Below are 22178 nucleotides of genomic sequence, written 5' to 3'. Positions count from 1 at the left end.
GTTACCGTATCGCGATCAGATGACCACTTCGACGCCCTCGCCGGGTGCTTTACCTGACACCCGTTCGGATTCCAGGGCCTGCTGGAGGATGATCACGGCGGCTGCCTGGTCAATGACCGATCTGCCCTTTTTGGATTTCACCCCGGACGCGCGCAGCCCCTGGCTTGCTGTCACGGTCGTCATCCGCTCGTCGACCAGCCGGACCTGAACGGGTGAGATGCCCTTCGCCAGCTCCTGGGCGAAGCCCCGGACCTTGACCGCGGCCGGGCCCTCGCCCCCCTTGAGGGAGCGAGGGAGGCCGACGACCACCTCGATCGGTTCGTACTCCTCGACCAGCTGCTTCAACCGGCGCTGAGCTGCGGGAACGTCCCGCCCGGGGACCGTCTCCACCGGAGTGGCGAGGATCCCGTCGGGGTCGCACGAGGCGACCCCGATGCGGGCGTCCCCGACGTCGATCGCGAGCCGACGGCCTCTGCGCATTACTTGGCCGTCTCCCCGACCAGGCGCTCGACCGCGTCCACGGCCTCGCCGATCGCGGCCGGGTTCTGGCCGCCACCCTGGGCGACGTCCGGCTTGCCGCCACCGCCGCCGCCGAGGGTCTTGGCGGCCGTACGGACCAGGTCACCGGCCTTGAGACCGCGCTCGCGGGCCGCCTCGTTGGTGGCGATGACCGTGAGCGGCTTGCCGTTGTTGACGGTGAAGAGGGCCACGACGGCGGCCCGGCCGCCCTGGATGCGGCCGCGTACGTCGAGGACCAGCTTGCGCAGGTCGTCCGGGGTGGTGCCGTCCGGGACCTGACCGGTGACGACAGCGATCCCGCGGACGTCCTTGGCGGACTCGGCGAGACCGGCCGCGGCCTGGAGGACCTTCTCGGCGCGGAACTTCTCGATCTCCTTCTCGGCGTCCTTCAGCTTGCCGAGCATGGCGGAGACCTTCTCCGGAAGCTCCTCCGGGCGGCCCTTGATCAGCTCCTGGAGCTGGGCGACGACGGTGTGCTCACGGGCGAGGAAGTTGTAGGCGTCCACACCGACGAGCGCCTCGATACGGCGGACACCAGAGCCGATGGACGACTCGCCGAGCAGCTTGACCAGACCCAGCTGCGCGGTGTTGTGCACGTGGGTGCCGCCGCACAGCTCCTTGGAGAAGTCGCCGATGGTGACGACGCGGACCCGCTCGCCGTACTTCTCGCCGAACTCGGCGATGGCGCCCTGCTTCTTGGCCTCGTCGATGCCCATGACCTCGGCCTGGACGTCGAGTTCGCGGGCCAGGACCTCGTTGATCTTCTGCTCGACGTCGGTCATCACGGCCGTGGGAACGGCGGACGGCGAGCCGAAGTCGAAGCGGAAACGGCCGGGTTGGTTCTCGGAACCGGCCTGGGCGGCCGTCGGGCCGAGCGCGTCACGCAGCGCCTGGTGGGTGAGGTGGGTGGCCGAGTGGGCGCGGGCGATGGCGGTGCGGCGGCGGCCGTCGATCGAGGCGTGGGCCTTGGCTCCGACGGTGACCTCACCGAACTGGACGACGCCCTTGTGCACGTACACGCCCGGGACCGGCTTCTGGGTGTCACGGACCTCGATGACGGCACCGGAGTCGACCTTGATCTTCCCGGTGTCGCCGATCTGGCCGCCGCCCTCGGCGTAGAACGGGGTGCGGTCCAGGACGATCTCGACCTCGTCGCCCTCGGTCGCGGCCGGGGAGGAGACGCCGTCGACGAGGATGCCGACGATGGTGGACTCGCCCTCGGTGTCGCTGTAGCCGATGAACTCGGTCTCGCCGGTCTTGTCGGCGATCTCCCGGTAGGCACCGGCGCCCGCGTGCCCGGTCTTCTTGGCCTGGGCGTCGGCCTTGGCGCGCTCCCGCTGCTCCTTCATCAGGCGCCGGAAGCCGTCCTCGTCCACCGACAGGCCCTGCTCGGCGGCCATTTCGAGGGTGAGGTCGATCGGGAAGCCCCAGGTGTCGTGGAGCAGGAACGCCTTGTCGCCGGCGAGGACGGACCCGCCGGCCTGCTTGGTCTCGGTGACCGCGGTGTCGAGGATGTTGGTGCCGGCCTTCAGCGTCTTGAGGAAGGCGTTCTCCTCGGCGACGGCGACCTTCTCGATGCGCTCGCGGTCGGTCACCAGCTCGGGGTACTGCTGGCCCATCATGGCGATCACGGTGTCGATCAGGTCGAGCACGACGGGACCGGTGGCGCCGAGGAGCCGCATGTTCCGGATGGCGCGGCGCATGATGCGGCGCAGGACGTAACCGCGGCCCTCGTTGCCGGGGGTGACGCCGTCGCCGATGAGCATGACGGAGGTGCGCATGTGGTCGGTGACCACGCGCAGGGAGACGTCCGACTCGTGGGCGTCGCCGTACGCGACACCGGTCAGCTCGGTGGCCTTCCTGATGACGGCCATCGAGGTGTCGATCTCGTACATGTTCTGCACGCCCTGGAGAATCATCGCGAGGCGCTCGAGTCCGAGGCCGGTGTCGATGTTCTTGCTGGGCAGCTCGCCGAGGATCTCGAAGTTGTCCTTGCCGATGCCCTGGCCGCGCTCGTACTGCATGAAGACGAGGTTCCAGATCTCCACGTACCGCTCGTCGTTGACGGCGGGGCCGCCCTCGACGCCGAACTCGGGGCCGCGGTCGTAGTTGATCTCGGAACAGGGGCCACAGGGTCCGGGGACGCCCATGGACCAGTAGTTGTCCTTCATGCCGAGGCGCTGGATGCGCTCCTTCGGCACCCCGACGACCTCGTGCCAGATGCGCTCGGCCTCGTCGTCGTCCTTGTAGACGGTGATCCACAGCCGGTCGGCCTCGAGGCCGTAACCACCCTTGTCCTGGGGGCTGGTGAGCAGCTCCCAGGCGTACTTGATGGCGCCTTCCTTGAAGTAGTCGCCGAAGGAGAAGTTGCCGCACATCTGGAAGAACGTGCCGTGGCGGGTGGTCTTGCCGACCTCTTCGATGTCGGGCGTGCGCACGCACTTCTGGACGCTGGTCGCGCGCGCGAAGGGCGGCTTGACCTCACCCAGGAAGTAGGGCTTGAAGGGCACCATGCCGGCGGGGACGAGCAGCAGAGTCGGGTCGTCCGCGATGAGCGACGCCGAAGGGACGACGGTGTGCCCGCGCTCCTCGAAGAAGCTCAGCCAGCGGCGGCGAATCTCGGCCGACTCCATCAGTGGTCCTCATTCCGGTTGTACGGGTGCGTCTTGTACGACTTCTTGGTGTACGTGGTGTTCTCGATGGCGGCGATGCGCCGGGGTGCGGGCAGTTCGGGACTCTCGCGGATACCGAGCGCGTCCGTCAGCTCGGCCTCCCGCTGGGCCATGTTGTCGCGGACGTCGAGCGCGAACCCGACCGCGCGGTCCTTGATGCGGGCGCCCGTCTCGATCGCCTTGTTGGCCGCGGTGGCCGCGAGGCTCTCGGGAGTCAGCTGCCTCAGCTTGCGGTTGACCTTGGTGGTGGCCCAGACACCGGCGGCAACGCCCGTGCCGAACCAGAAAGTACGGCGGAACATCTCTAGAGCCTCAGTCCCTCTTCCCGCGGCCCCGGGATACCGCCCGGCCCACGATCACGGTACGTCGGGAGGCCTTCGCGGGCACCTCGTCGTCCTTGCGGCCGCCGAGCGCCCGGCGCACGCCGTAGCCGAAGGCCGCGACCTTGACCAGGGGGCCGCCGAAGGTGGAGGCGACGGTGGTGGACAGCGCGGAGGCGTTCGACGTGACCTCCTGGACGTCCGAGGCGATCGCGTCGACCCGTTCGATCTGGGTCTGCGCGGAGCGCACGGCGGTGGAGGCGTCGGCCAGCAGCGGCACCGCCTGGTCGGTCACGTCCGCGACGAGCTTGGTGGTCGCCTTGAGCGTCTGGGCCAGCCTCGCCAGCGCGACGGCGAGGAAGGAGACCAGGATCGCCCAGAAGACGGCCACCAGGATCCCGGCAACCTCTCCACCGGACACCTGACACCTGCTCTCATAAACACCTGTAGATAACGCAGCCGAGCCTATCGCGCCGAGCACGGCGCTCCGCACCGGATTACCCCTCCCCCGTGGCCGGGTTGCCGTCGGCGATTGTACGGAGTGAACACGCTTGAGTACGCTCCGTGTTCCATGCGCGGTCATCAGCCCGGGGACACCGGGGCGAACGGCAACCTCCCCCTGGAGCTCGACGGCTTCGTGGGCCGGCATGCCGAACTCCGCGGTCTGGCGCGGGCGCTCGGCTCCTCGCGGCTGGTCACGGTGACGGGCCCCGGCGGCATCGGCAAGTCCCGGCTCGCGGCGCGGGTGGCCGGCGGCGGGTGCGCACCGCCCGGCGGAACGTGGCGCGTCGAGCTGGCCGCCGTACGCGATCCGGAGTTCGTCGACCACGCGGTCGTGGAGGCACTCGGCCTGACGGACCACACCACGCGGCCGCCGCGCGAGACGCTCCTGGCCCACCTCGCCGGGCGCCGGCTCCTGCTGGTCCTGGACGGTTTCGAGCATCTGGTGGACGCGTGCGCGGACCTGGTCGTCGAGCTGCTGGAGCGGGTGCCGGGAGTCTCCGTCCTCGCCGTGGGGCGCAGGCCGCTGGCCGTGTCCGGCGAGCAGCTCCTCACGCTGGGCCCGATGTCCGAGGACGAGGCCGTGGAGCTGTTCCGGGAACGGGCCGGACGCCGGGGCGTGACGGTCGCGGACGACACTCATGTACGGGAGCTGTGCCGGCGTCTGGACGGCATCCCGCTGGCGGTCGAGCTGGCCGCGGGGCGGCTGGGGGCACTGTCCCCGGATCAGCTGCTGGAGCGGCTCGACGATCGGTTCCGGCTGCTGGCCGGCGGCGGCCGGGACGCCCTGCCCCGGCATCGGACGCTGCGCACGGCGATCGGCTGGAGCCATGAACTGTGCGCGCCCGAGGAGCGGTTGCTGTGGTCGCGGCTCTCGGTCTTCGCGGGGCGGTTCGACCTGGAGGCCGCCGAGTACGTGTGCAGCGGCGGCGGTCTGCGCGGCGACGACGTCCTCGACGTGCTGTCCGCCCTGCTCGCCCAGTCCGTGGTGGCCCGCGAGGAGACCGCGACCGGTGTCCGCTACCGGATGCTCGACACGGTGCGCGCGTACGGCGCCGAGTGGCTGGAGGCGACCGGTGACGCGGTCCGGCTGCGCAGGCGGCACCGCGACTGGTACGTGGGCCTGGCCACCTGGTGCGAGCTGGACTGGTTCTCCCCGCGGCAGAACGAGGTGGCCGCCCGGATCGAGGCCGAGCTGCCGAACCTGCGCTGCGCCCTGGAACACTGTCTGACCGAACCGGACGGCATGGAGCTGGCCCGGCATCTCGCGGCATCCCTCTGGTTCTGCTGGGTCGGCTGCGGCCGGCTCTCGGAGGGGCGGCACTGGCTGGAGCGCAGCCTGGAACCCGAGCCGCACGGGGAACCCGAGGGGCATGGCGAGCCAGAGGCGCACTGCGAGCCCGAGCCGCACGGAGAACCCGGGGCGCACGGAGGACCCGGGGCGCACGGTGAGCCAGGGGTGCACGGTGAGCCGGGGACGCACCGCGAGCCCGAGCCGCACAGAGAGCCGGAAGCGCACCGCGAGCCCCGGCCGCACGGCTTGCCCGAGCCTGACGGCCTGCCGGAGCCGGGGTCCGGCAGTGAGCACGCGCGGCTGAAGGCGCTGTGGGTGCTGGGCTATGTGGCGATCCTCCAGGGCGACACCGTCCCCGCGCTGGCGGCCCTCCAGCGGTGCCGCGAGGAGGCCGAGCGGGCCGCGGACCGGACCGCGGTGGCGTACGCCGAACACCGCACCGGCTGTCTGGCGCTGGTCTCGGACGACATGCCCCGCGCGGAAACCTTGCTGCGCTCGGCCCTGGCGCGCTACGAGGACATCGGCGAGCTCAACAGCAACGTGCTGATGGGTCAGGTCGAGCTCGCGATGGCCCGCGCCTTCCGGGGGGATCTGCCGGGCGCGGTGCGGCTGTGCGAGGAGGTCAGGCGGGTCTGCGAGGACCACGGCGAGCGGTGGGCCCAGTCGTACGCGCTGTACGTCCTGGCGTACACGGCCTGGAGCGAGGGCGACACCGCACGCGCGCGTGCGCTGCTCACCGACTGTCTGAGCTGTGCGCACGCCTTCCACGACCTGCTCGGCTCGGTCCTGTCGATCGAACTGCTCGCCCTGGTCACGGCCACCCAGGGCGACCCTGCCGAGGCGGCGGTGCTCCAGGGCGCGGCGGCCGCACTGTGGCCCTCGGTGGGCCTTCCCTTGTTCGGCTCCGCCTACTACAACGCCCCGCACGAGCTGTGCGAGGCGACGGCCCGGCAGCGGCTGGGCGACGGACGGTACGAGGAGTGCGTACGACAGGGGCGGGCCCTGGGGCGGGAGGCGGGGGTGGCACGGGCGCTGGGACGGGCCCGCCCGCATGCCGGGCTGCCGGCACCGCGTGGGCCCGTGCACCACACCCACAAGGCCCCCGACACGCACGAACCCGCCGCCTCACCCACCCGGAAGGGCGGGGAGACGGCGGGCTGAGGTGGTGCGTGGTGCTACGGCCTGCCGGTGATCAGCGGGCGTAGTACTCGACGACGAGCTGCTCGTCGCAGATCACCGGGATCTCCTTGCGGTTCGGCTCGCGGTCCAGGCGGAACGCCAGGGCGCCGAGGTTCACCTGGAGGTAGCGCGGGGTCTCACCGTCGGGGGCGAAGCCACCGGCACGGGCGACCTCGAACAGCGTCTTGCTGCGGCTGCGCTCGCGGACCATCACCACGTCGTCGGGACGGACGCGGAAGGACGGCTTGTCGACCTTCTGGCCGTTGACCTCGATGTGGCCGTGGACGACCATCTGACGGGCCTGGTAGATCGTGCGGGCGATGCCCGAACGCAGGACCAGCGCGTCGAGACGGCGCTCGAGCTCGATGATCAGGGCCTCACCGGTCTTGCCCTGAACCTTGGAGGCACGCTCGTAGGCGCGGACGAGCTGACGCTCGGACACGTCGTACTGCGCACGCAGACGCTGCTTCTCGAGCAGACGGACCTTGTAGTCCGAGTTCTGCTTGCGGCCGCGGCCGTGCTCACCCGGGGGGTAGGGACGGGCCTCGAAGTACTTGACGGCCTTCGGGGTCAGCGCGATGCCGAGGGCACGCGACTTCTTGACCTTGGGGCGGGACTGGTTCGCCACGATCTCTCATTTCTCAGTGTTCGGCTCGTCAGGGTTGAGGGAGGTCGCAATCCGCAGCCGGGGAAACCCGCCGGGTCCGCGAGGGACCTGGTGGGCAGCCGCTCCCCTGGTCTGGGCACATACGTGCAGCACGCGAGTGGCCCACCTACCGCGTACGGTGGTGGGCTGCCCGCGACACCATTCGAACGGTGCGCGACGCTCCTGGAGCCCCCTGGGGGGATCCGGCCGGGTGTCCCGCTCTGACTGCGCGGGACTCGGCACTTCGAGGGATTCTACAGGCTGCTCAGGACCGCTTACGACCGAGGTGCTTCCGGGTCCACTCCACCGCGTCGGCATACCGCGCCTCGCCACCGTGCCGGGTGGGTTCGTAGTACTCGCGGTCCTTGATGTCGTCCGGGGCGTACTGCTGCTCGGCGATCCCCTCGGGCAGGTCGTGGGGGTAGACGTACCCCTGGGCGTGCCCGAGCTTGGCGGCGCCCTTGTAGTGCCCGTCGCGCAGGTGGGGCGGGACGGGGCCGGCCAGGCCCTGGCGCACGTCCGCCATGGCGGCGCCGATCGCCGTGGTCGCCGCGTTGGACTTGGGGGCGAGGGCCAGCGCGATGGTGGCGTGGCTCAGGGTGAGGGCGGCCTCGGGGAAGCCGATCATGGCGACGGCCTGGGCGGCGGCCACGGCTATGGGAAGCGCATGGGGGTCCGCCAGCCCGATGTCCTCGCTGGCGGAGATCATCAGGCGGCGGGCGATGAAGCGGGGGTCCTCGCCGGCCTCGATCATGCGGGCCAGGTAGTGCAGGGCGGCGTCGACGTCGGAGCCCCTGATCGACTTGATCAGCGCGCTGGCGACGTCGTAGTGCTGGTCGCCGTCGCGGTCGTACTTCACGGCCGCGCGGTCGACCGTCTCCTCCAGCGTGGTGAGGGAGATCTCCGGATCGCCCTTGTCCAGGGCGGCCCCGGCGGCGGCCTCCAGGGCGGTCAGGGCGCGGCGGGCGTCGCCGCCGGCGATCCGCAGGAGGTGGTCCTCGGTGTCCTCGGGGAGGGTGACGGCGTCCTTCAGGCCGCGCTCGTCGCTCAGCGCCCGCTTGAGGAGCCCCCTGAGGTCGTCGTCCGTGAGGGGTTCGAGGGTCAGCAGGAGCGAGCGGGACAGCAGCGGGGAGATCACCGAGAAGTAGGGGTTCTCGGTGGTGGCCGCGATCAGGGTCACCCAGCGGTTCTCGACGGCGGGGAGCAGGGAGTCCTGCTGGGCCTTGCTGAAGCGGTGGATCTCGTCGAGGAAGAGGACGGTCTCCTTGCCGAAGCCGCCGGTCGCACGGCGGGCCCCGTCGATGACCGCGCGGACCTCCTTGACGCCGGCGGTGATCGCGGAGAGCTCCACGAAGCGCTTGTTGGTGGCCTTCGAGACGACGTACGCGAGGGTCGTCTTGCCGGTGCCGGGCGGGCCCCAGAGGATCACCGAGGAGGGTCCGGCGGGACCGCCGCTGCCCTCGCCGACCAGTCGGCGCAGCGGCGAGCCGGGCTTCAGCAGGTGCTGCTGGCCCACCACCTCGTCGAGGGTGCGCGGGCGCATCCGGACCGCCAGGGGGCTGCCGGCCGGGTCCTTCTCCTGGCGCTCTTCCGCCGCCGCGGTGAACAGATCGGGCTCCACGACAGAAACCCTAGTTCACGGCACTGACAACGCCGTCGACCGTCGGTCAGGCCCAGAGGCTGCTGCCCCAGCGGGTCAGGATCATCATCGCGATGATGCCGCAGTGCGTGACGGGCAGGACCCAGGTGAACTCGGCGAGGAAGCGCTTGAGCCAGCCCGGTGACGGCAGGAAGGCGTTGCGGATGTTGAACGAGGTGACGTACCAGAACATCGTGATCGTGGCGACCCAGGCGAGCGAGCACCACAGGCACAGGGCGTTGATCCGGTACAGGGACTGGAACTGGAGCCAGGTGACGAAGGCCACGCCGAAGAGGGTGCCGAAGTTGAAGGTGAGCCAGTACCAGCGCGGGAAGGTGGCGCGGGCCAGCAGGCTCATGCCGACGCAGATCACGATGCCGTAGGCGACCAGGCCCAGCATCGGGTTGGGGAACCCGAAGGCGGCGGCCTGCTTGCTCTCCATCACGCTGCCGCAGGAGATGATCGGGTTGAGGGAGCAGCTCGGCGTGAACGTCTTGCCGCTGATCTTGCCCTCGAGGATCTTGAACTTGTCGATCGTGATGACCCACGCGGCGAGCAGTCCGGCCGCGCCGGTGATCACCAGCAGCAGGGCGAAGGCCCGGCTGCCGCCCACGGTGCGGGGCGCGGTGTCGACGCCCGCCGACGAGGGCTCGGACTCCGTGGAGACGTCTTTCACTGTCGTCTTGCTCATCACGCCGATCCGTCTGCTTGAGAGTTGGACCTTCTTCTGGCAGGGGCCATTGTGCCGCACACGGGGCCTCGTCCACCGTTCGGTGGACATAAGGAAGTACGCACGGTCGTCCCCGAACGTTCGGTTCCGGCCGACGCTCTGAGCCATGACCACACACACGAACGAACTGGCGGTGGATGTTCGGGGTCTGCGCAAGCGCTACGGCGACGTGACCGCGGTCGACGGACTCGATCTCGGCATCCGCGCGGGCGAGGTGTTCGGCCTGCTCGGGCCCAATGGGGCGGGCAAGAGCACGACCGTGGAGATCCTCCAGGGCGACCGGGACCGGGACGCCGGTGAGGTCTCGGTGCTCGGCGCGGACCCGGCGCACGGCACACGCGCGTGGCGGTCCCGGATCGGCATCGTCTGGCAGGACGAATCCGCGCCTGCCGAGTTGACGGTCGCGGAGACGGTCCGGCATTTCGCCCGCTACTACCCGGCCCCGCGGGACCCGGCGGAGGTCATCGCCCTGGTGGGTCTCGAGACCAAGGCGGACAGCCGGATCAAGGCCCTGTCGGGGGGCCAGCGGCGCCGCCTGGACGTGGCGCTCGGTGTGATCGGCGGGCCCGAGCTACTGCTCCTGGACGAGCCGACGACCGGCTTCGACCCGGCGGCCCGCCGACAGTTCTGGGACCTGATCCGCAAGCTGGCCGTCGAGGGCACCACGATCCTGCTCACCACGCACTACCTGGAGGAGGCCGAGGCGCTGGCCGACCGGCTGGCCGTCGTGGCCCGGGGAAGGGTCGTGGCCACGGGCGAGCCGGCCACCCTGCGGGAACGGTTCGGCACCGGGGCCACCGTCGAGTGGACGGAGCCGGACGGCACCGCGCGCGCCGTGCGCACGGACACCCCGACCAGGACGGTCGCCGAACTGGCCCACCGCTTCGACGGCGAGATCCCGGGGCTGACGGTGACCCGCCCCACGCTGGAGGACGTCTACCTCCGGCTCACCGGACAGGAGGACGCGCGATGACCACGACCGCCGTACGGGAAACACGTGACGGAGCCCGGGTACGGCTGCCGGGGGCCTGGGGACTGGGGCTGCGACGGGGTGCCCTGGAGATCAGGATGTTCTTCCGGCAGCGCGACCACGTGGTGTTCACCTTCGCCTTCCCCGTGGTCCTGCTGTTCCTGTTCGCGTCGATCTTCAGCGACGACGTGGAGGGTGCGGGCATCAAGGCCTCGCAGCTGTACGTCCCGGCGATGATGGCCGCCGGCATCATGTCCACGAGCTTCCAGTCGCTGGGCATCTCGATCGCCGTCGAGCGGGACGAGAAGGTGCTGCGCCGGCTGCGCGGGACGCCGATGCCTCCTGCGGCCTATTTCCTGGGCAAGATCTGGCTGATTCTGGTCACCGGCCTCATGGAGACGGCGCTCCTGCTGCTCGTCGGCACCACGCTGTACGACGTCCAGCTGCCCTCGGACGCCGGGCGCTGGTTCACCTTCGCCTGGGTCTTCGTGCTCGGTCTGACGGCCTGCGCGCTGCTGGGCATCGCGATCAGTTCGGTCCCCGAGTCCAGCAAAAGCGCGTCCTCCGTGGTCGTCCTGCCGTTCCTGGTACTCCAGTTCATCTCCGGGGTGTACATCTCGATCGGCACCATCCCCGACTGGATGCTGGACATCGGCGCGCTGTTCCCGCTGAAGTGGATGTGCCAGGGGCTGCGCGGGGTGTTCCTGCCGGACTCGGCGCGGGTCCTGGAGCAGGCCGGGGGCTGGGAGTTCGGGCGCGTGGCCCTGGTGCTCGGGGCCTGGTGCGTCGGAGGATTGCTGCTGTGCCTGCTGACCTTCCGGTGGAAGCACCGGCGCGACGGGTGACGGCTGCGACGGGGGCGTCCGGCGCCTACAGCTGGGAGCGTTCGTTCCGGCTGTGGGACACCTACTTCGCCCTGATCTGGCTGGCCACCCTGGCGTTCGTGCTCGGCGCGGACCAGCCGGGCGGGCCGGTGCGCCTCGCCGCGGCGGCGCTGCTGGTGCCGCTGGTCCCGCTGTTCGCGTGGACGGGCCGTCCGCTGCTGCGGGGGGATCCGCCGCCCGAGCGCCGGGCTCTCGGCTATCTGGTCGCGATGATCGCCCTGTTCCTGCCCTCGGCGATCCTGGTGGGCGAGACCCGGTTGATGACCTTCGCCCTGGTCCCCCAGTGCTTCATGACCCTGCGGATGCGGTGGGCGATCACCATGGTGGCCGTCATCAACCTGGCGCCCGTGGCGGGTTGGGCGCTGTTGTGGTGGCCGAGCGAGCGAACCCTCTTCTTCAACGGGCTGTTCGCGGTGGTCACCCTCGTCTTCTCGGTGGCCGTGGGCAGTTGGGTGATCCGGATCATCGAGCAGAGCCAGGAGCGGGCGGCCCTGATCGCGGAGCTGGACACGAGCCGGCACGAGGTGTCCCGGCTGTCGGCGGCGCACGGGGCGCTGGCCGAGCGGGAGCGGATGGCCCGGGAGATCCATGACACCCTCGCGCAGGGCTTCACCAGCCTGCTGATGCTGGTCCAGGCCGTCGAGGCGGAGCTCGACCACGACGTCGCAGGGGCCCGCCGGCATCTGGCGCTGATGGACGAGACGGCCCGGCTGAACCTGGCCGAGGCCCGGGCCCTGGTCGCCGGTGGCACTCCGGCGGACCTGCACGGCGCCTCGCTGCCGGACGCGCTGGGCAGGCTCGCGGCCCGCCACGCGGCGAAGCTCGAGGTGACCGGGCCGGCCCGTCCGCTGCCCGCCGGGCCCGAGGTCGTCGCCCTGCGCGCATGCCAGGAAGCCCTCACGAACTGCCGTAGACACGCCGGGAGTTCGGCGTCCGCGTTCATCGGTCTGGACTACGCCGACGACCGCCTCACCCTGTCGGTGCGCGACGACGGGCACGGCTTCGATCCCGAGGCCGCGCACGACGGCTACGGTCTCGCGGGGCTGCGGGCCCGCGCCACCGAGGTCGGCGGGGCGGTCCGGGTGCACAGCGCGCCCGGCGGCGGCACCACGGTCACCGTCCGGCTGCCCGTACCGCCCCCGAGGAGTGGTTGATGATCCGGATCATCCTGGCCGACGACCACCCGGTCGTACGGGAGGGCCTGCGGGCGATGCTGACCGCCGAGCCGGACCTGGAGGTGGTCGCCGACGCGTCCAGCGGGCCCCAGGCCGAGGCGCTGGCGGCCGAACTCCGCCCCGACATCGTGCTGATGGACCTGCGGATGCCGGGCGGCTCGGGGGTGGAGTCGATCGTGCGGATGACGGAGGCGGGGCTGCCCTGCCGGGTGATCGTGCTGACGACGTACGAGACGGACCGCGACATCCTGCGGGCCGTGGAGGCGGGGGCCGCCGGTTACCTCCTCAAGGACCTGCCCCGGGCGGAACTCGCCGAGTCCGTGCGGGCGGCCGCGCGCGGCGAGACGGTCCTGGCCCCGACCGTCGCCGCGCGGCTGGTCGACCAGTTGCGCACCAGGCCCGAACGGCCGCGGCTGTCGGAGCGCGAGACCGCGGTGCTGCGTCTGGTGGCGGAGGGCTGCACCAACGCGGAGATCGGCCGCAGGCTGTTCATCGGCGAGTCGACGGTGAAGACCCATCTCCTGCGCGTCTTCGCCAAGTTGGGCGTCGACGACCGCACCGCCGCCGTCACCAGCGCCCTGCGGTACGGGCTTCTCGACCAATGAGGGCGGTCGTCAGGGCGCCGGTCGAGACCTGTCGTCAGGCGCCGGCTGTGACCTGTCGTCAGGCGCCGGCTGTGACCTGCCGTCAGGCGCCGGCTGTGACCTGTCGTCAGGCGCCGGTCGCGCGACCGGCGCCCTCCGTGACGTCCTGCTAGCCGAGCCGGGACTCCAGCTCCGCCACGATCTCGTTGACGCCGATCGCCGACTGCTCCCCGGACTCCATGTCCTTGAGCTGGACGACGCCCTCGGCGAGGTCGCGCTCGCCGGCCACGACGGTGTAGCGGGCGCCGCTGCGGTTGGCGTTCTTCATGGCGCCCTTGAGGCCCTTGGCGCCGTAGGAGAAGTCCGCGGCGATGCCGACCTTGCGCAGCTCCGTGACCTTGGCGAAGAGCACCCGGCGGGCCTCCTCGCCCAGCGGGACCGCGAACACGCTGGTGGCGGAGGGGAGTTCGAGCTCCACCCCCTCCGCCTCCAGGGCGAGGACCGTGCGGTCGACGCCGAGGGCCCAGCCGACGGACGGCAGCGCGGGGCCGCCGATCATCTCGGACAGCCCGTCGTAGCGGCCGCCGCCGCCCACCGCGGACTGGGAGCCCAGACCGTCGTGGACGAACTCGAAGGTCGTACGGGTGTAGTAGTCGAGGCCGCGCACCAGCTTGGGGTCGTCCTCGAAGGCCACGCCCGCCGCGGTGATCAGCTCACGGACCTCCTCGTGGTACGCCTTGCAGGCGTCGCACAGGTAGTCCCGCAGCAGCGGCGCGTCCCCGAGCTGCTTCTGCACCGACTCGCGCTTGTCGTCGAGGACGCGCAGCGGGTTGATGTCGGCCCGGCGCAGGGTGTCCTCGTCGAGGTCGAGACCGCGCAGGAAGTCCTGGAGCGCGGCCCGGTACACCGGCCGGCACTCCTTGTCGCCCAGGCTGTTGAGCAGGATGCGGAAGTTCCTGAGGCCCAGCGAGCGGTACGCCTGGTCGGCCAGGATGATCAGCTCGGCGTCGAGCGCCGGGTCCTCGGCGCCGATCGCCTCGGCGCCGACCTGCGAGAAGTGGCGGTAACGGCCCTTCTGGGGGCGCTCGTAGCGGTAGTAGGAGCCGGAGTACCAGAGCTTGACGGGGAGGTTGCCCGCCTTGTGCAGGTTGGCCTCCAGTGCCGCGCGCAGCACGGAGGCGGTGCCCTCGGGGCGCAGGGCCAGCTTGTCGCCGCCCTTGGTCTCGAAGGCGTACATCTCCTTGGTGACGATGTCGGTGGACTCACCCACACCGCGCGCGAACAGCTCGACACTCTCGAAGCCGGGCGTCTCGATGTAGCCGTAGCCGGAGGTGCGCAGCGGGGCGGCGATCGCCTCGCGGACGGCCAGGAACTTGGCGCTGTCCGGCGGGATCAGGTCGTACGTGCCCTTGGGGGCCTGAAAGGTGCTCACGAAGTCTCTTGTCACATTCCTCGTCGGGGAGGGGTCTGCGGACCCGCTCCCTGGCCGGCCGCCACTTCCCGCAGATACGGGTTGGTGGCGCGCTCCTGGCCGATGGTCGTCTGGGGGCCGTGGCCGGACAGCACCACGGTCGAGTCGTCGAGCGGCAGGCACACGCGGGCCAGCGAGTCGAGCATCTCGGCCATGTCACCGCCGGGCAGGTCGGTGCGTCCGATGGAGCCGGCGAAGAGCAGATCCCCGGAGAAGAACACGGAGGGGATCTCCGCGGTCTCGGGCATCCGGAACGTCACCGACCCCTTGGTATGGCCGGGCGCGTGCGCGACGGACAGTTCCAGACCCGCCAGCTCCAGCTTGGTGCCGTCGGTCAGCACCCGGACGTCGTCCGGCTCGCCCACGGTGATCTCGCCCATCAGCGGCATGCCGATCGAGCGACCGAGACCCATCGACGGGTCGGTCATCATGTACCGGTCCTCGGGGTGGATCCAGGCGGGCACGTCGTGCGCGCCGCACACCGGGACGACCGAGGCCACATGATCGATGTGGCCGTGGGTGAGGACGACGGCGACGGGCTTGAGCCGATGCTTCCTGAGCGCCTCTTCGACTCCCTCGGCGGCCTGGTGGCCGGGGTCGATGATCACGCACTCCTCACCGGCGGCGGGGGCGACGAGATAACAGTTCGTCCCCCAGGCCCCGGCGGGGAACCCGGCAATGAGCACGATCGTCCTCGTTTTGTGTGGGTACGGGCGGTCTTCCGGGCGGCTGCCCCAGTGGTCAGAGCCTACCGGCGCTGCCGATTCCTCAGCGAACCCATATACGGTACGGGGCACACGCAGGCGGTCGGCTCATAGGACGCATGCGTAACGGTCGGTGGACGAGACGCATGAGGAGAGAACCCCGTGGTCACCCAGGAACAGCGGAAGCGGCAGCTCGCGCGGGAGAAGTTCTTGCGGCAGCAGCAGCGGCGCACGGAGGCGCGACGCAAGGCCCGTCTGCGCAACTCTGTGATCGGGTCGGTGCTCGGCGTGATCCTGGTGGGCAGCCTGGCGCTCTACACGTCCGGGGTCCTGAAGGACGACGACAAGGCCAACGCGAGCGCGGAGGCCACCCCGAGCGCCCAGGCGTCCAAGAAGGCGCCGGACCCGTGCGAGAAGGCCGCTCCCGGCAAGGTCAAGACGGAGACCTGGAAGAAGGAGCCGGCGATGACCATCGACAAGTCGGCGAAGTACACCTTCGACCTCTCGACGACCTGCGGCACGATCGACATCGCGCTGAAGGCGTCGGCGGCCCCGCACACCGTGAACTCGTTCGACTTCCTCGCGGGCAAGGGCTTCTTCGACCACACCAAGTGCCACCGGCTCACCACCAACGGCATCTACGTCCTTCAGTGCGGCGACCCGACGGGCTCCGGCAGCGGCGGACCGGGCTACACCATTCCGGACGAGAATCTGAAGGACAAGAGCCTCAAGGCGAACACCTACCCGGCGGGCACCGTCGCGATGGCGAACACCGGCCAGGCGCACACCGGCGGCAGCCAGTTCTTCCTCGTCTACCAGGACAGCCAGCTGCCGCCCAGCTACACCCCGTTCGGCACCATCTCGGAATCCGGTATGAAGGTGCTGAAGAAGATCGCCGCGGCCGGTGAGAGCACCGGCGCGGGCGACGGCGCGCCGAACGCGACCGTCGTGATCAACAAGGCGACCGTCACCAAATCCTGACCCCCAACTGCGAAATTTCGGTCGCGCGGGATGCGGACAGGCCACCCGCCGGTCGCCTATGTTGGCCGTGACGAAACTGTGGACGATGCCCGGGGGCGCGGAAGCCTCCCGCGGGCATCATGTGGAGGAGGCGCTGTGAGCAGCGACCCGTGGGGCCGCGTCGACGAGACGGGGACCGTGTACGTGCGTACGGCCGACGGCGAGCAGGTCGTCGGTTCCTGGCAGGCGGGTTCCCCCGAGGAAGCCCTGGCCTATTTCGAGCGCAAGTACGAGGGCCTGGTTGTCGAGATCGGCCTCCTCGAGAAGCGAGTGAAGACCACCGACCTGTCGGCGAAGGACGCGCAGACCGCGATCGACCACATTCGCGAACAGGTCGACGCGCATCACGCGGTCGGCGACCTGGACGCGCTCAAGGTGCGGCTCGACAAGCTGGTGGAGACGGTCGACAAGCGTCGCGAGGAGCGCAAGCAGCAGCGCGCCAAGCAGTCCGACGAGGCCCGGCACGCCAAGGAGGCGCTGGTCGTCGAGGCGGAGCAGCTGGCCCAGTCCGACCAGTGGCGGGCCGCCGGCGAGCGGCTGCGCGCCCTGGTGGACACCTGGAAGGGTCTGCCGCGCCTGGACCGCAAGTCGGACGACGAGCTGTGGCACCGCTTCTCGCACGCCCGCTCGGCGTTCTCCAAGCGACGTAAGGCCCACTTCGCGTCGCTGGACGCGCAGCGCGAGGAGGCCCGCAAGACCAAGGAGCGCCTGGTCGGGGAGGCCGAGGCGCTGTCCGGTTCGACGGACTGGGGTCCGACGGCCGCCCGCTACCGCGAGCTGATGGCGGAGTGGAAGGCCGCGGGCCGTGCCCAGCGCGAGCACGAGGACGACCTGTGGAACCGCTTCCGCGGCGCCCAGGACGTGTTCTTCGCGGCCCGCAGCTCGGTCTTCGCCGAGCGGGACGCCGAGCAGACGGAGAACCTCAAGCTGAAGGAGGAGCTGGCCGAGGAGGCCGAGAAGCTCCTGCCCATCGGCGACCTCAAGACGGCCCGTGCCGCCTTCCGCACGCTCAACGAGCGCTGGGAGGCCATCGGCCACGTCCCGCGGGACGCCCGGCCGAAGGTCGAGGGCCGCATGCACGCCGTCGAGCGTGCGCTCCAGGAGGCCGAGGAGACCGAGTGGCGCCGGACCAACCCGGAGGCACGCGCGCGTGCCGCGGGTCTGACCGGCCAGCTCCAGGCCGCCGTGGACAAGCTCAAGGGCCAGATCGAGCAGGCCCGCGCCCAGGGCAACACCAGCAAGGCCGACAAGCTGGAGCGCGAGCTGGAAGGCCGCCAGGCCCTGCTGGACCAGGCCCTCAAGGGCCTCCAGGAGTTCGGCGGCTGATCAGCCCGTCGGCTTCGGCTACGACGAGAAGGGCCCCGTACGTGACGTACGGGGCCCTTCTCGTCGTATGCCCTACGACCGGTTCCGCGCCGACGTCACGCGGTACACGTCGTACACGCCCTCCACGCCCCTGACCGCCTTCAGGACGTGGCCCAGGTGCTTGGGGTCGCCCATCTCGAAGGTGAAGCGGGAGGTGGCGACGCGGTCGCGGGAGGTCTGGACGGCCGCGGAGAGGATGTTGACGTGCTGGTCGGACAGGACGCGGGTGACGTCCGAGAGGAGCCGGGAGCGGTCCAGTGCCTCGACCTGGATGGCGACCAGGAAGACCGAGGACTGGGTGGGGGCCCACTCGACGTCCAGGATGCGCTCCGGCTCGCGGGACAGTGACTCCACGTTGACGCAGTCGCTGCGGTGAACCGATACGCCACTACCGCGGGTGACGAACCCGATGATCGGGTCGCCCGGCACGGGGGTGCAGCAGCGGGCCAGCTTGACCCACACGTCCTCGACGCCCTTGACGATGACGCCCGGGTCGGCGCTGGTGCGCCGCTTGCGGCTGCGGCCGTGGGTCGGCGGGACCGTCTCGTCGATCTCCTCGGTGGCCGCCTCCTCGCCGCCGAGCGCCTGGACGAGCTTCTGCACGATGTTCTGCGCGGAGACATGGCCCTCGCCGATCGCCGCGTACAGGGCGGAGATGTCGGAGTAGCGCATCTCGTGGGCGAGCGTGACGAGGGAGTCACCGGTGAGGATGCGCTGGATCGGCAGGTTCTGCTTGCGCATCGCGCGGACGATGGCGTCCTTGCCCTGCTCGATGGCCTCGTCGCGGCGCTCCTTGGAGAACCAGGCGCGGATCTTGTTGCGGGCCCGCGGCGACTTGACGAAGTTCAGCCAGTCCCGGGAGGGTCCGGCGCCGGGCGCCTTGGAGGTGAAGACCTCGACAAGGTCGCCGTTGTCGAGGGTCGACTCCAGCGGCACCAAGCGGCCGTTGACCCGTGCTCCTATCGTGCGGTGGCCCACCTCGGTGTGCACCGCGTAGGAGAAGTCCACGGGGGTGGCTCCGGCCGGCAGCGCGATGACGTCGCCCTTGGGAGTGAAGACGAAGACCTCGTTGCGCGAGAGGTCGAAGCGCAGGGACTCCAGGAACTCGCCGGGGTCCTCGGTCTCCTTCTGCCAGTCGAGGAGCTGGCGCAACCACGCCATGTCGTTGAGGTGGTCGTCCTTGCCGGTGGACCGGGGCTGGTCCGAGCGCACCTTGGAGGCGCCGGCGACGGCCTCCTGCTTGTACTTCCAGTGCGCGGCGATGCCGTACTCGGCGCGGCGGTGCATGTCGAAGGTGCGGATCTGGAGCTCGACCGGCTTGCCGTTGGGCCCGATGACCGTCGTGTGCAGCGACTGGTACATGTTGAACTTGGGCATCGCGATGTAGTCCTTGAACCGCCCCGGAACCGGGTTCCAGCGGGCGTGGACGGTGCCCAGGGCCGCGTAGCAGTCGCGGACGGTGTCCACCAGGACGCGGATGCCGACCAGGTCGTAGATCTCCGCGAAGTCACGGCCGCGGACGATCATCTTCTGGTAGACGCTGTAGTAGTGCTTCGGGCGGCCGGTGACGGTGGCCTTGATCCGGGCCGCGCGCAGGTCGGACTGCACCTCGTCGGTCACTATGGCCAGGTACTCGTCACGCTTGGGCGCCCGCTCGGCCACCAGCCGTACGATCTCGTCGTACATCTTGGGGTAGAGGATCGCGAAGGCGAGGTCCTCCAGCTCCCACTTGATGGTGTTCATGCCGAGGCGGTGGGCGAGCGGCGCGTAGATCTCCAGCGTCTCGCGCGCCTTCTTCTCCTGCTTCTCGCGCTTGAGGTAGCGCATGGTGCGCATGTTGTGCAGGCGGTCGGCGAGCTTGATGACCAGGACGCGCGGGTCCTTGGCCATGGCCACGACCATCTTGCGCACGGTCTCGGCCTGTGCGGCCTCGCCGAACTTGACCTTGTCCAGCTTGGTGACGCCGTCGACGAGCAGGGCGACCGAGTCGCCGAAGTCGCGGCGGAGCTGGTCGAGTCCGTACTCGGTGTCCTCGACGGTGTCGTGCAGCAGGCCCGCCATGAGGGTGGCCGGGTCCATGCCGAGCTCGGCGAGGATGGTGGTCACCGCGAGCGGGTGGGTGATGTACGGGTCGCCGCTCTTGCGCTTCTGGCCGCGGTGCCAGCGCTCGGCGACCTGGTAGGCGGTCTCGATCTTGCGGAGGGTGGCCGTCTCGATCTTCGGGTCGTTGCTGCGCACTATCCGCAGCAGCGGCTCCAGGACCGGGTTGTACGGGTTGGAGCGCTGCACGCCGAGACGGGCGAGGCGGGCGCGGACGCGGTTGGAGGAGCCGCTGCGGGCGGGCTGGCCCGTGTTCGGGCGGGCCGCGGCCGACGGCGCGGGGTGCTCGGGCTGGGCGGGCTTGGGCCTGGCCGGCTCGGCGGGCTTGTCGACGGGCGCGGACTGGGCGTGCTCGATCGGCCCGTGCGCGTCGTTCGTCGCGGTCTTCGCGTCCGGCGCGGGCTTGGCCGCGGACTCCGAGGCGGACTCGGGCTTGGCGGCGGTCAGGGGCTGGGCCTCGTCTGGCAAGAGGACTCCTCGTGCGCGATCCGGGTCCCCAGGTCAGGCTCCGGACCCCCATGGTAGCGATCCCGCGCCCCGGGATCGCCTCCAGGCCGATGTGAGGGACGTCAACCTGTGCAACACGAGGGGCTGCCGCCCGCATTCCGGCGGCTGGAGCGCCTGAAGGGGCGCGGGGAACTCCGCGACCAGCCACGACGGCGCGGCAGCCGTCACAGCACTTCGCTCCCCCATGGGAAACGGCCGTCCCGAGGTTCCGGAACGGCCGTTTCTCCATGCTTTCGCGGTCAGACCACCAGCAGTGCCTCCAGCGGAGCCCCCGCCAGCGCCGGCTCCAGACGGGCCCGGCCGCCCAGGAAGCCCAGCTCCATCAGGACCGTGAGGCCCGCCACCTCCGCGCCCGCGCGGCGGATCAGCTCGATGGACGCCTCGGCGGTACCGCCCGTGGCCAGCACGTCGTCGACGATCAGGACGCGGTCACCGGAGGACAGGTCCTCCGCGTGCACCTCGATCTCCGCCGAGCCGTACTCCAGGTCGTACGCCTGGCTGAGGGTCGCTCCGGGGAGCTTGCCCGCCTTGCGCACCGGGATGAAACCGAGGCCCGCGCGGACGGCGACCGGGGCGCCGAGGATGAAGCCCCGGGCCTCCAGGCCGACGACCTTGGTGGCGCCGGTGCTCGCGGCGACCGCCGCCAGCGCGTCGGTGAGCGCGGTGAAGGCCGCCGGGTCCGCCAGGAGGGGGGTGATGTCCTTGAACATCACGCCCGGCTCCGGGTAGTCGGCCACATCGCGGATACGGCTGAGCAGCAGCTCTGTGATGCCTGCGAGCTCGGTCATCGGCGCTTCCCCGAGGGACGGCCCCGGCCCCGGCCGCGCGAGGCGGGCTGGGTGCGGGGACCGACGACCGCGTGCCCGGTGTCCTCGGGCTCGTCGTCGTCCACGGCGTCGCCGCGGGCCTCCGTGAAGTCCTCCTCCGCCTCGGCCTGGGCGCGCTTGGCGAGGACCCGCTTCTTCAGCGCCTTCATCGCCGGCTCCTGCTCCTTGAGGTCGGCGACGAGCGGGGTGGCGATGAAGATCGAGGAGTACGCACCGGCGGCGAGGCCGACGAACAGCGACAGCGAGATGTCGTTGAGCGTGCCCGCGCCGAGGAAGCCGCCACCGATGAACAGCAGACCCGCCACCGGCAGCAGCGCGACCACCGTGGTGTTGATCGAACGGACCAGGGTGCCGTTGATCGAGCGGTTGGCGATGTCGCTGTAGGTCCAGCGGTTCTGCTTGGTGATGTCCTTCGTCTGCTCCTTGAGGGAATCGAAGACGACCACCGTGTCGTAGAGCGAGTAACCGAGGATGGTCAGCAGACCGATCACCGTGCCCGGCGTGACCTCGAAGCCGACCAGGGCGTAGATGCCGACGGTGATGGTGATGTCGTGGATCAGGGCGACGAGCGCCGCGATGGCCATGCGCCACTCGAAGGCGATCGCCAGATAGATCACGACGAGGACCATGAAGATCGCCAGACCCTGCCAGGCCTTGTTGGCGATCTGGTCACCCCAGCTGGGACCCACGAGGTCGGCGGCGATCTTCTCCGGGTCGACCTTGAAGTCCGAGGCGAGCTTGTTCTTGATCTCGTCGGACTGCTGGGTGTCCATGCCGGCGATCTGGATGCGCATCGTGCCGTTGCCCAGCTTCTGGACGACCGCGTCGTGGCCGGAGGCCTCCTTCGCGTAGTCCTCGGCCTGGGAGACGGAGACGCTGGTCTTCTCGGTGGTGAAGACCGCGCCGCCCTGGAAGTCGATGCCCATGTTCAGGCCGCGCACCGCGAGGCCCAGGATCGCCGTGATGGTGATCAGGATCGAGATGCCGTACCAGAGCTTGCGGTGACCGATGAAGTCGTAGCTGATCTCGCCACGGTGCAGTCGGGCGCCGATGTTGCCGAGTTTCGACATG

The 22178-nt window shown here is 70.4% G+C and carries 19 protein-coding genes; 7 read left to right on the top strand and 12 right to left on the bottom strand.

What is annotated here, in order from left to right:
- Positions 1 to 15: 15 nt before the first annotated feature.
- Genes ruvX through IF54_RS0122545 form a run of 4 tightly spaced genes read right to left on the bottom strand, consistent with a single transcriptional unit; the run spans position 16 to position 3932 of the window.
- Positions 16 to 480 (bottom strand): Holliday junction resolvase RuvX, encoded by a 465-nt coding sequence (gene ruvX / locus IF54_RS0122560; protein ID WP_030321497.1) that lies wholly within the window; start codon positions 478 to 480, stop codon positions 16 to 18.
- The gene (gene alaS, locus IF54_RS0122555) at positions 480 to 3152 is read right to left on the bottom strand and encodes an alanine--tRNA ligase (RefSeq protein ID WP_030321495.1); all 2673 of its coding nucleotides are present in this window, start codon (positions 3150 to 3152) and stop codon (positions 480 to 482) included. Before alaS ends, ruvX begins: the two co-directional genes overlap by 1 nt.
- Entirely contained in the window at positions 3152 to 3493 is a 342-nt protein-coding gene (locus IF54_RS0122550; RefSeq protein ID WP_030321493.1) for a hypothetical protein, read from the bottom strand. The genes alaS and IF54_RS0122550 overlap by 1 nt, the downstream gene beginning before the upstream one ends.
- Positions 3494 to 3503: 10 nt before the next feature.
- Entirely contained in the window at positions 3504 to 3932 is a 429-nt protein-coding gene (locus IF54_RS0122545) for a DUF948 domain-containing protein (RefSeq protein WP_030321490.1), read from the bottom strand.
- 150 nt (positions 3933 to 4082) lie between these two features.
- Here IF54_RS0122545 and IF54_RS41345 point away from each other — a divergent pair, with 150 nt between their 5' ends.
- Entirely contained in the window at positions 4083 to 6467 is a 2385-nt protein-coding gene (locus tag IF54_RS41345) for an ATP-binding protein (protein WP_030321488.1), read from the top strand.
- Positions 6468 to 6498: 31 nt separating this feature from the next.
- Here the strand turns inward: IF54_RS41345 and rpsD are convergent, their stop codons facing one another.
- The 3 genes from rpsD to IF54_RS0122525 form a co-directional block, all read right to left on the bottom strand.
- Entirely contained in the window at positions 6499 to 7113 is a 615-nt protein-coding gene (gene rpsD, locus IF54_RS0122535; RefSeq protein WP_020138086.1) for a 30S ribosomal protein S4, read from the bottom strand.
- 283 nt (positions 7114 to 7396) lie between these two features.
- Positions 7397 to 8752, bottom strand: coding sequence for a replication-associated recombination protein A (locus IF54_RS0122530; RefSeq protein WP_030321485.1), 1356 nt, complete (start codon positions 8750 to 8752; stop codon positions 7397 to 7399).
- A gap of 46 nt (positions 8753 to 8798) precedes the next feature.
- A complete protein-coding gene (locus tag IF54_RS0122525) occupies positions 8799 to 9461 on the bottom strand; it encodes a vitamin K epoxide reductase family protein (RefSeq protein WP_030321484.1) in 663 nt (220 codons plus the stop codon).
- Between the two features lie 145 nt (positions 9462 to 9606).
- On the opposite strand from IF54_RS0122525, the gene IF54_RS0122520 reads away from it, so the two are divergent.
- Genes IF54_RS0122520 through IF54_RS0122505 form a run of 4 tightly spaced genes read left to right on the top strand, consistent with a single transcriptional unit; the run spans position 9607 to position 13134 of the window.
- Positions 9607 to 10473: an ABC transporter ATP-binding protein gene (locus IF54_RS0122520; RefSeq protein ID WP_030321482.1), complete on the top strand. Its 867-nt coding sequence runs from the start codon at positions 9607 to 9609 to the stop codon at positions 10471 to 10473.
- On the top strand, positions 10470 to 11315 hold the full coding sequence (locus IF54_RS0122515) for an ABC transporter permease (RefSeq protein WP_030321480.1): 846 nt from the start codon (positions 10470 to 10472) through the stop codon (positions 11313 to 11315). Before IF54_RS0122520 ends, IF54_RS0122515 begins: the two co-directional genes overlap by 4 nt.
- Positions 11273 to 12508, top strand: a complete 1236-nt coding sequence (locus tag IF54_RS0122510; protein WP_234439034.1) for a sensor histidine kinase — start codon at positions 11273 to 11275, stop codon at positions 12506 to 12508. Before IF54_RS0122515 ends, IF54_RS0122510 begins: the two co-directional genes overlap by 43 nt.
- Entirely contained in the window at positions 12508 to 13134 is a 627-nt protein-coding gene (locus tag IF54_RS0122505; protein ID WP_030321478.1) for a response regulator, read from the top strand. Before IF54_RS0122510 ends, IF54_RS0122505 begins: the two co-directional genes overlap by 1 nt.
- A 148-nt stretch (positions 13135 to 13282) precedes the next feature.
- Here the strand turns inward: IF54_RS0122505 and hisS are convergent, their stop codons facing one another.
- Both hisS and IF54_RS0122495 read right to left on the bottom strand, forming a co-directional pair.
- On the bottom strand, positions 13283 to 14545 hold the full coding sequence (gene hisS / locus IF54_RS0122500; RefSeq protein WP_030321477.1) for a histidine--tRNA ligase: 1263 nt from the start codon (positions 14543 to 14545) through the stop codon (positions 13283 to 13285).
- Between the two features lie 11 nt (positions 14546 to 14556).
- Positions 14557 to 15270, bottom strand: coding sequence for an MBL fold metallo-hydrolase (locus IF54_RS0122495; RefSeq protein ID WP_030321475.1), 714 nt, complete (start codon positions 15268 to 15270; stop codon positions 14557 to 14559).
- Between the two features lie 180 nt (positions 15271 to 15450).
- Here IF54_RS0122495 and IF54_RS0122490 point away from each other — a divergent pair, with 180 nt between their 5' ends.
- Positions 15451 to 16269: a peptidylprolyl isomerase gene (locus IF54_RS0122490; RefSeq protein WP_020138077.1), complete on the top strand. Its 819-nt coding sequence runs from the start codon at positions 15451 to 15453 to the stop codon at positions 16267 to 16269.
- A gap of 135 nt (positions 16270 to 16404) precedes the next feature.
- Positions 16405 to 17634, top strand: coding sequence for a DUF349 domain-containing protein (locus tag IF54_RS0122485; protein ID WP_030321472.1), 1230 nt, complete (start codon positions 16405 to 16407; stop codon positions 17632 to 17634).
- A 72-nt stretch (positions 17635 to 17706) separates the two neighbouring features.
- Here the strand turns inward: IF54_RS0122485 and IF54_RS0122480 are convergent, their stop codons facing one another.
- The 3 genes from IF54_RS0122480 to secF form a co-directional block, all read right to left on the bottom strand.
- Positions 17707 to 20241 (bottom strand): RelA/SpoT family protein, encoded by a 2535-nt coding sequence (locus IF54_RS0122480; RefSeq protein ID WP_030321470.1) that lies wholly within the window; start codon positions 20239 to 20241, stop codon positions 17707 to 17709.
- A 278-nt stretch (positions 20242 to 20519) separates the two neighbouring features.
- Positions 20520 to 21068 (bottom strand): adenine phosphoribosyltransferase, encoded by a 549-nt coding sequence (locus tag IF54_RS0122475; RefSeq protein WP_030321468.1) that lies wholly within the window; start codon positions 21066 to 21068, stop codon positions 20520 to 20522.
- Positions 21065 to 22177, bottom strand: a complete 1113-nt coding sequence (secF, locus tag IF54_RS0122470; protein WP_030321466.1) for a protein translocase subunit SecF — start codon at positions 22175 to 22177, stop codon at positions 21065 to 21067. Before secF ends, IF54_RS0122475 begins: the two co-directional genes overlap by 4 nt.
- Position 22178 lies beyond the last annotated feature (1 nt).

It is taken from the genome of Streptomyces sp. NRRL B-3229, assembly GCF_000719505.1.
Taxonomy (GTDB): domain Bacteria; phylum Actinomycetota; class Actinomycetes; order Streptomycetales; family Streptomycetaceae; genus Streptomyces; species Streptomyces griseorubiginosus.
The sequence above is the reverse complement of the archived record's forward strand: the minus strand, read 5'-3'. Positions and strand labels throughout refer to the sequence as shown.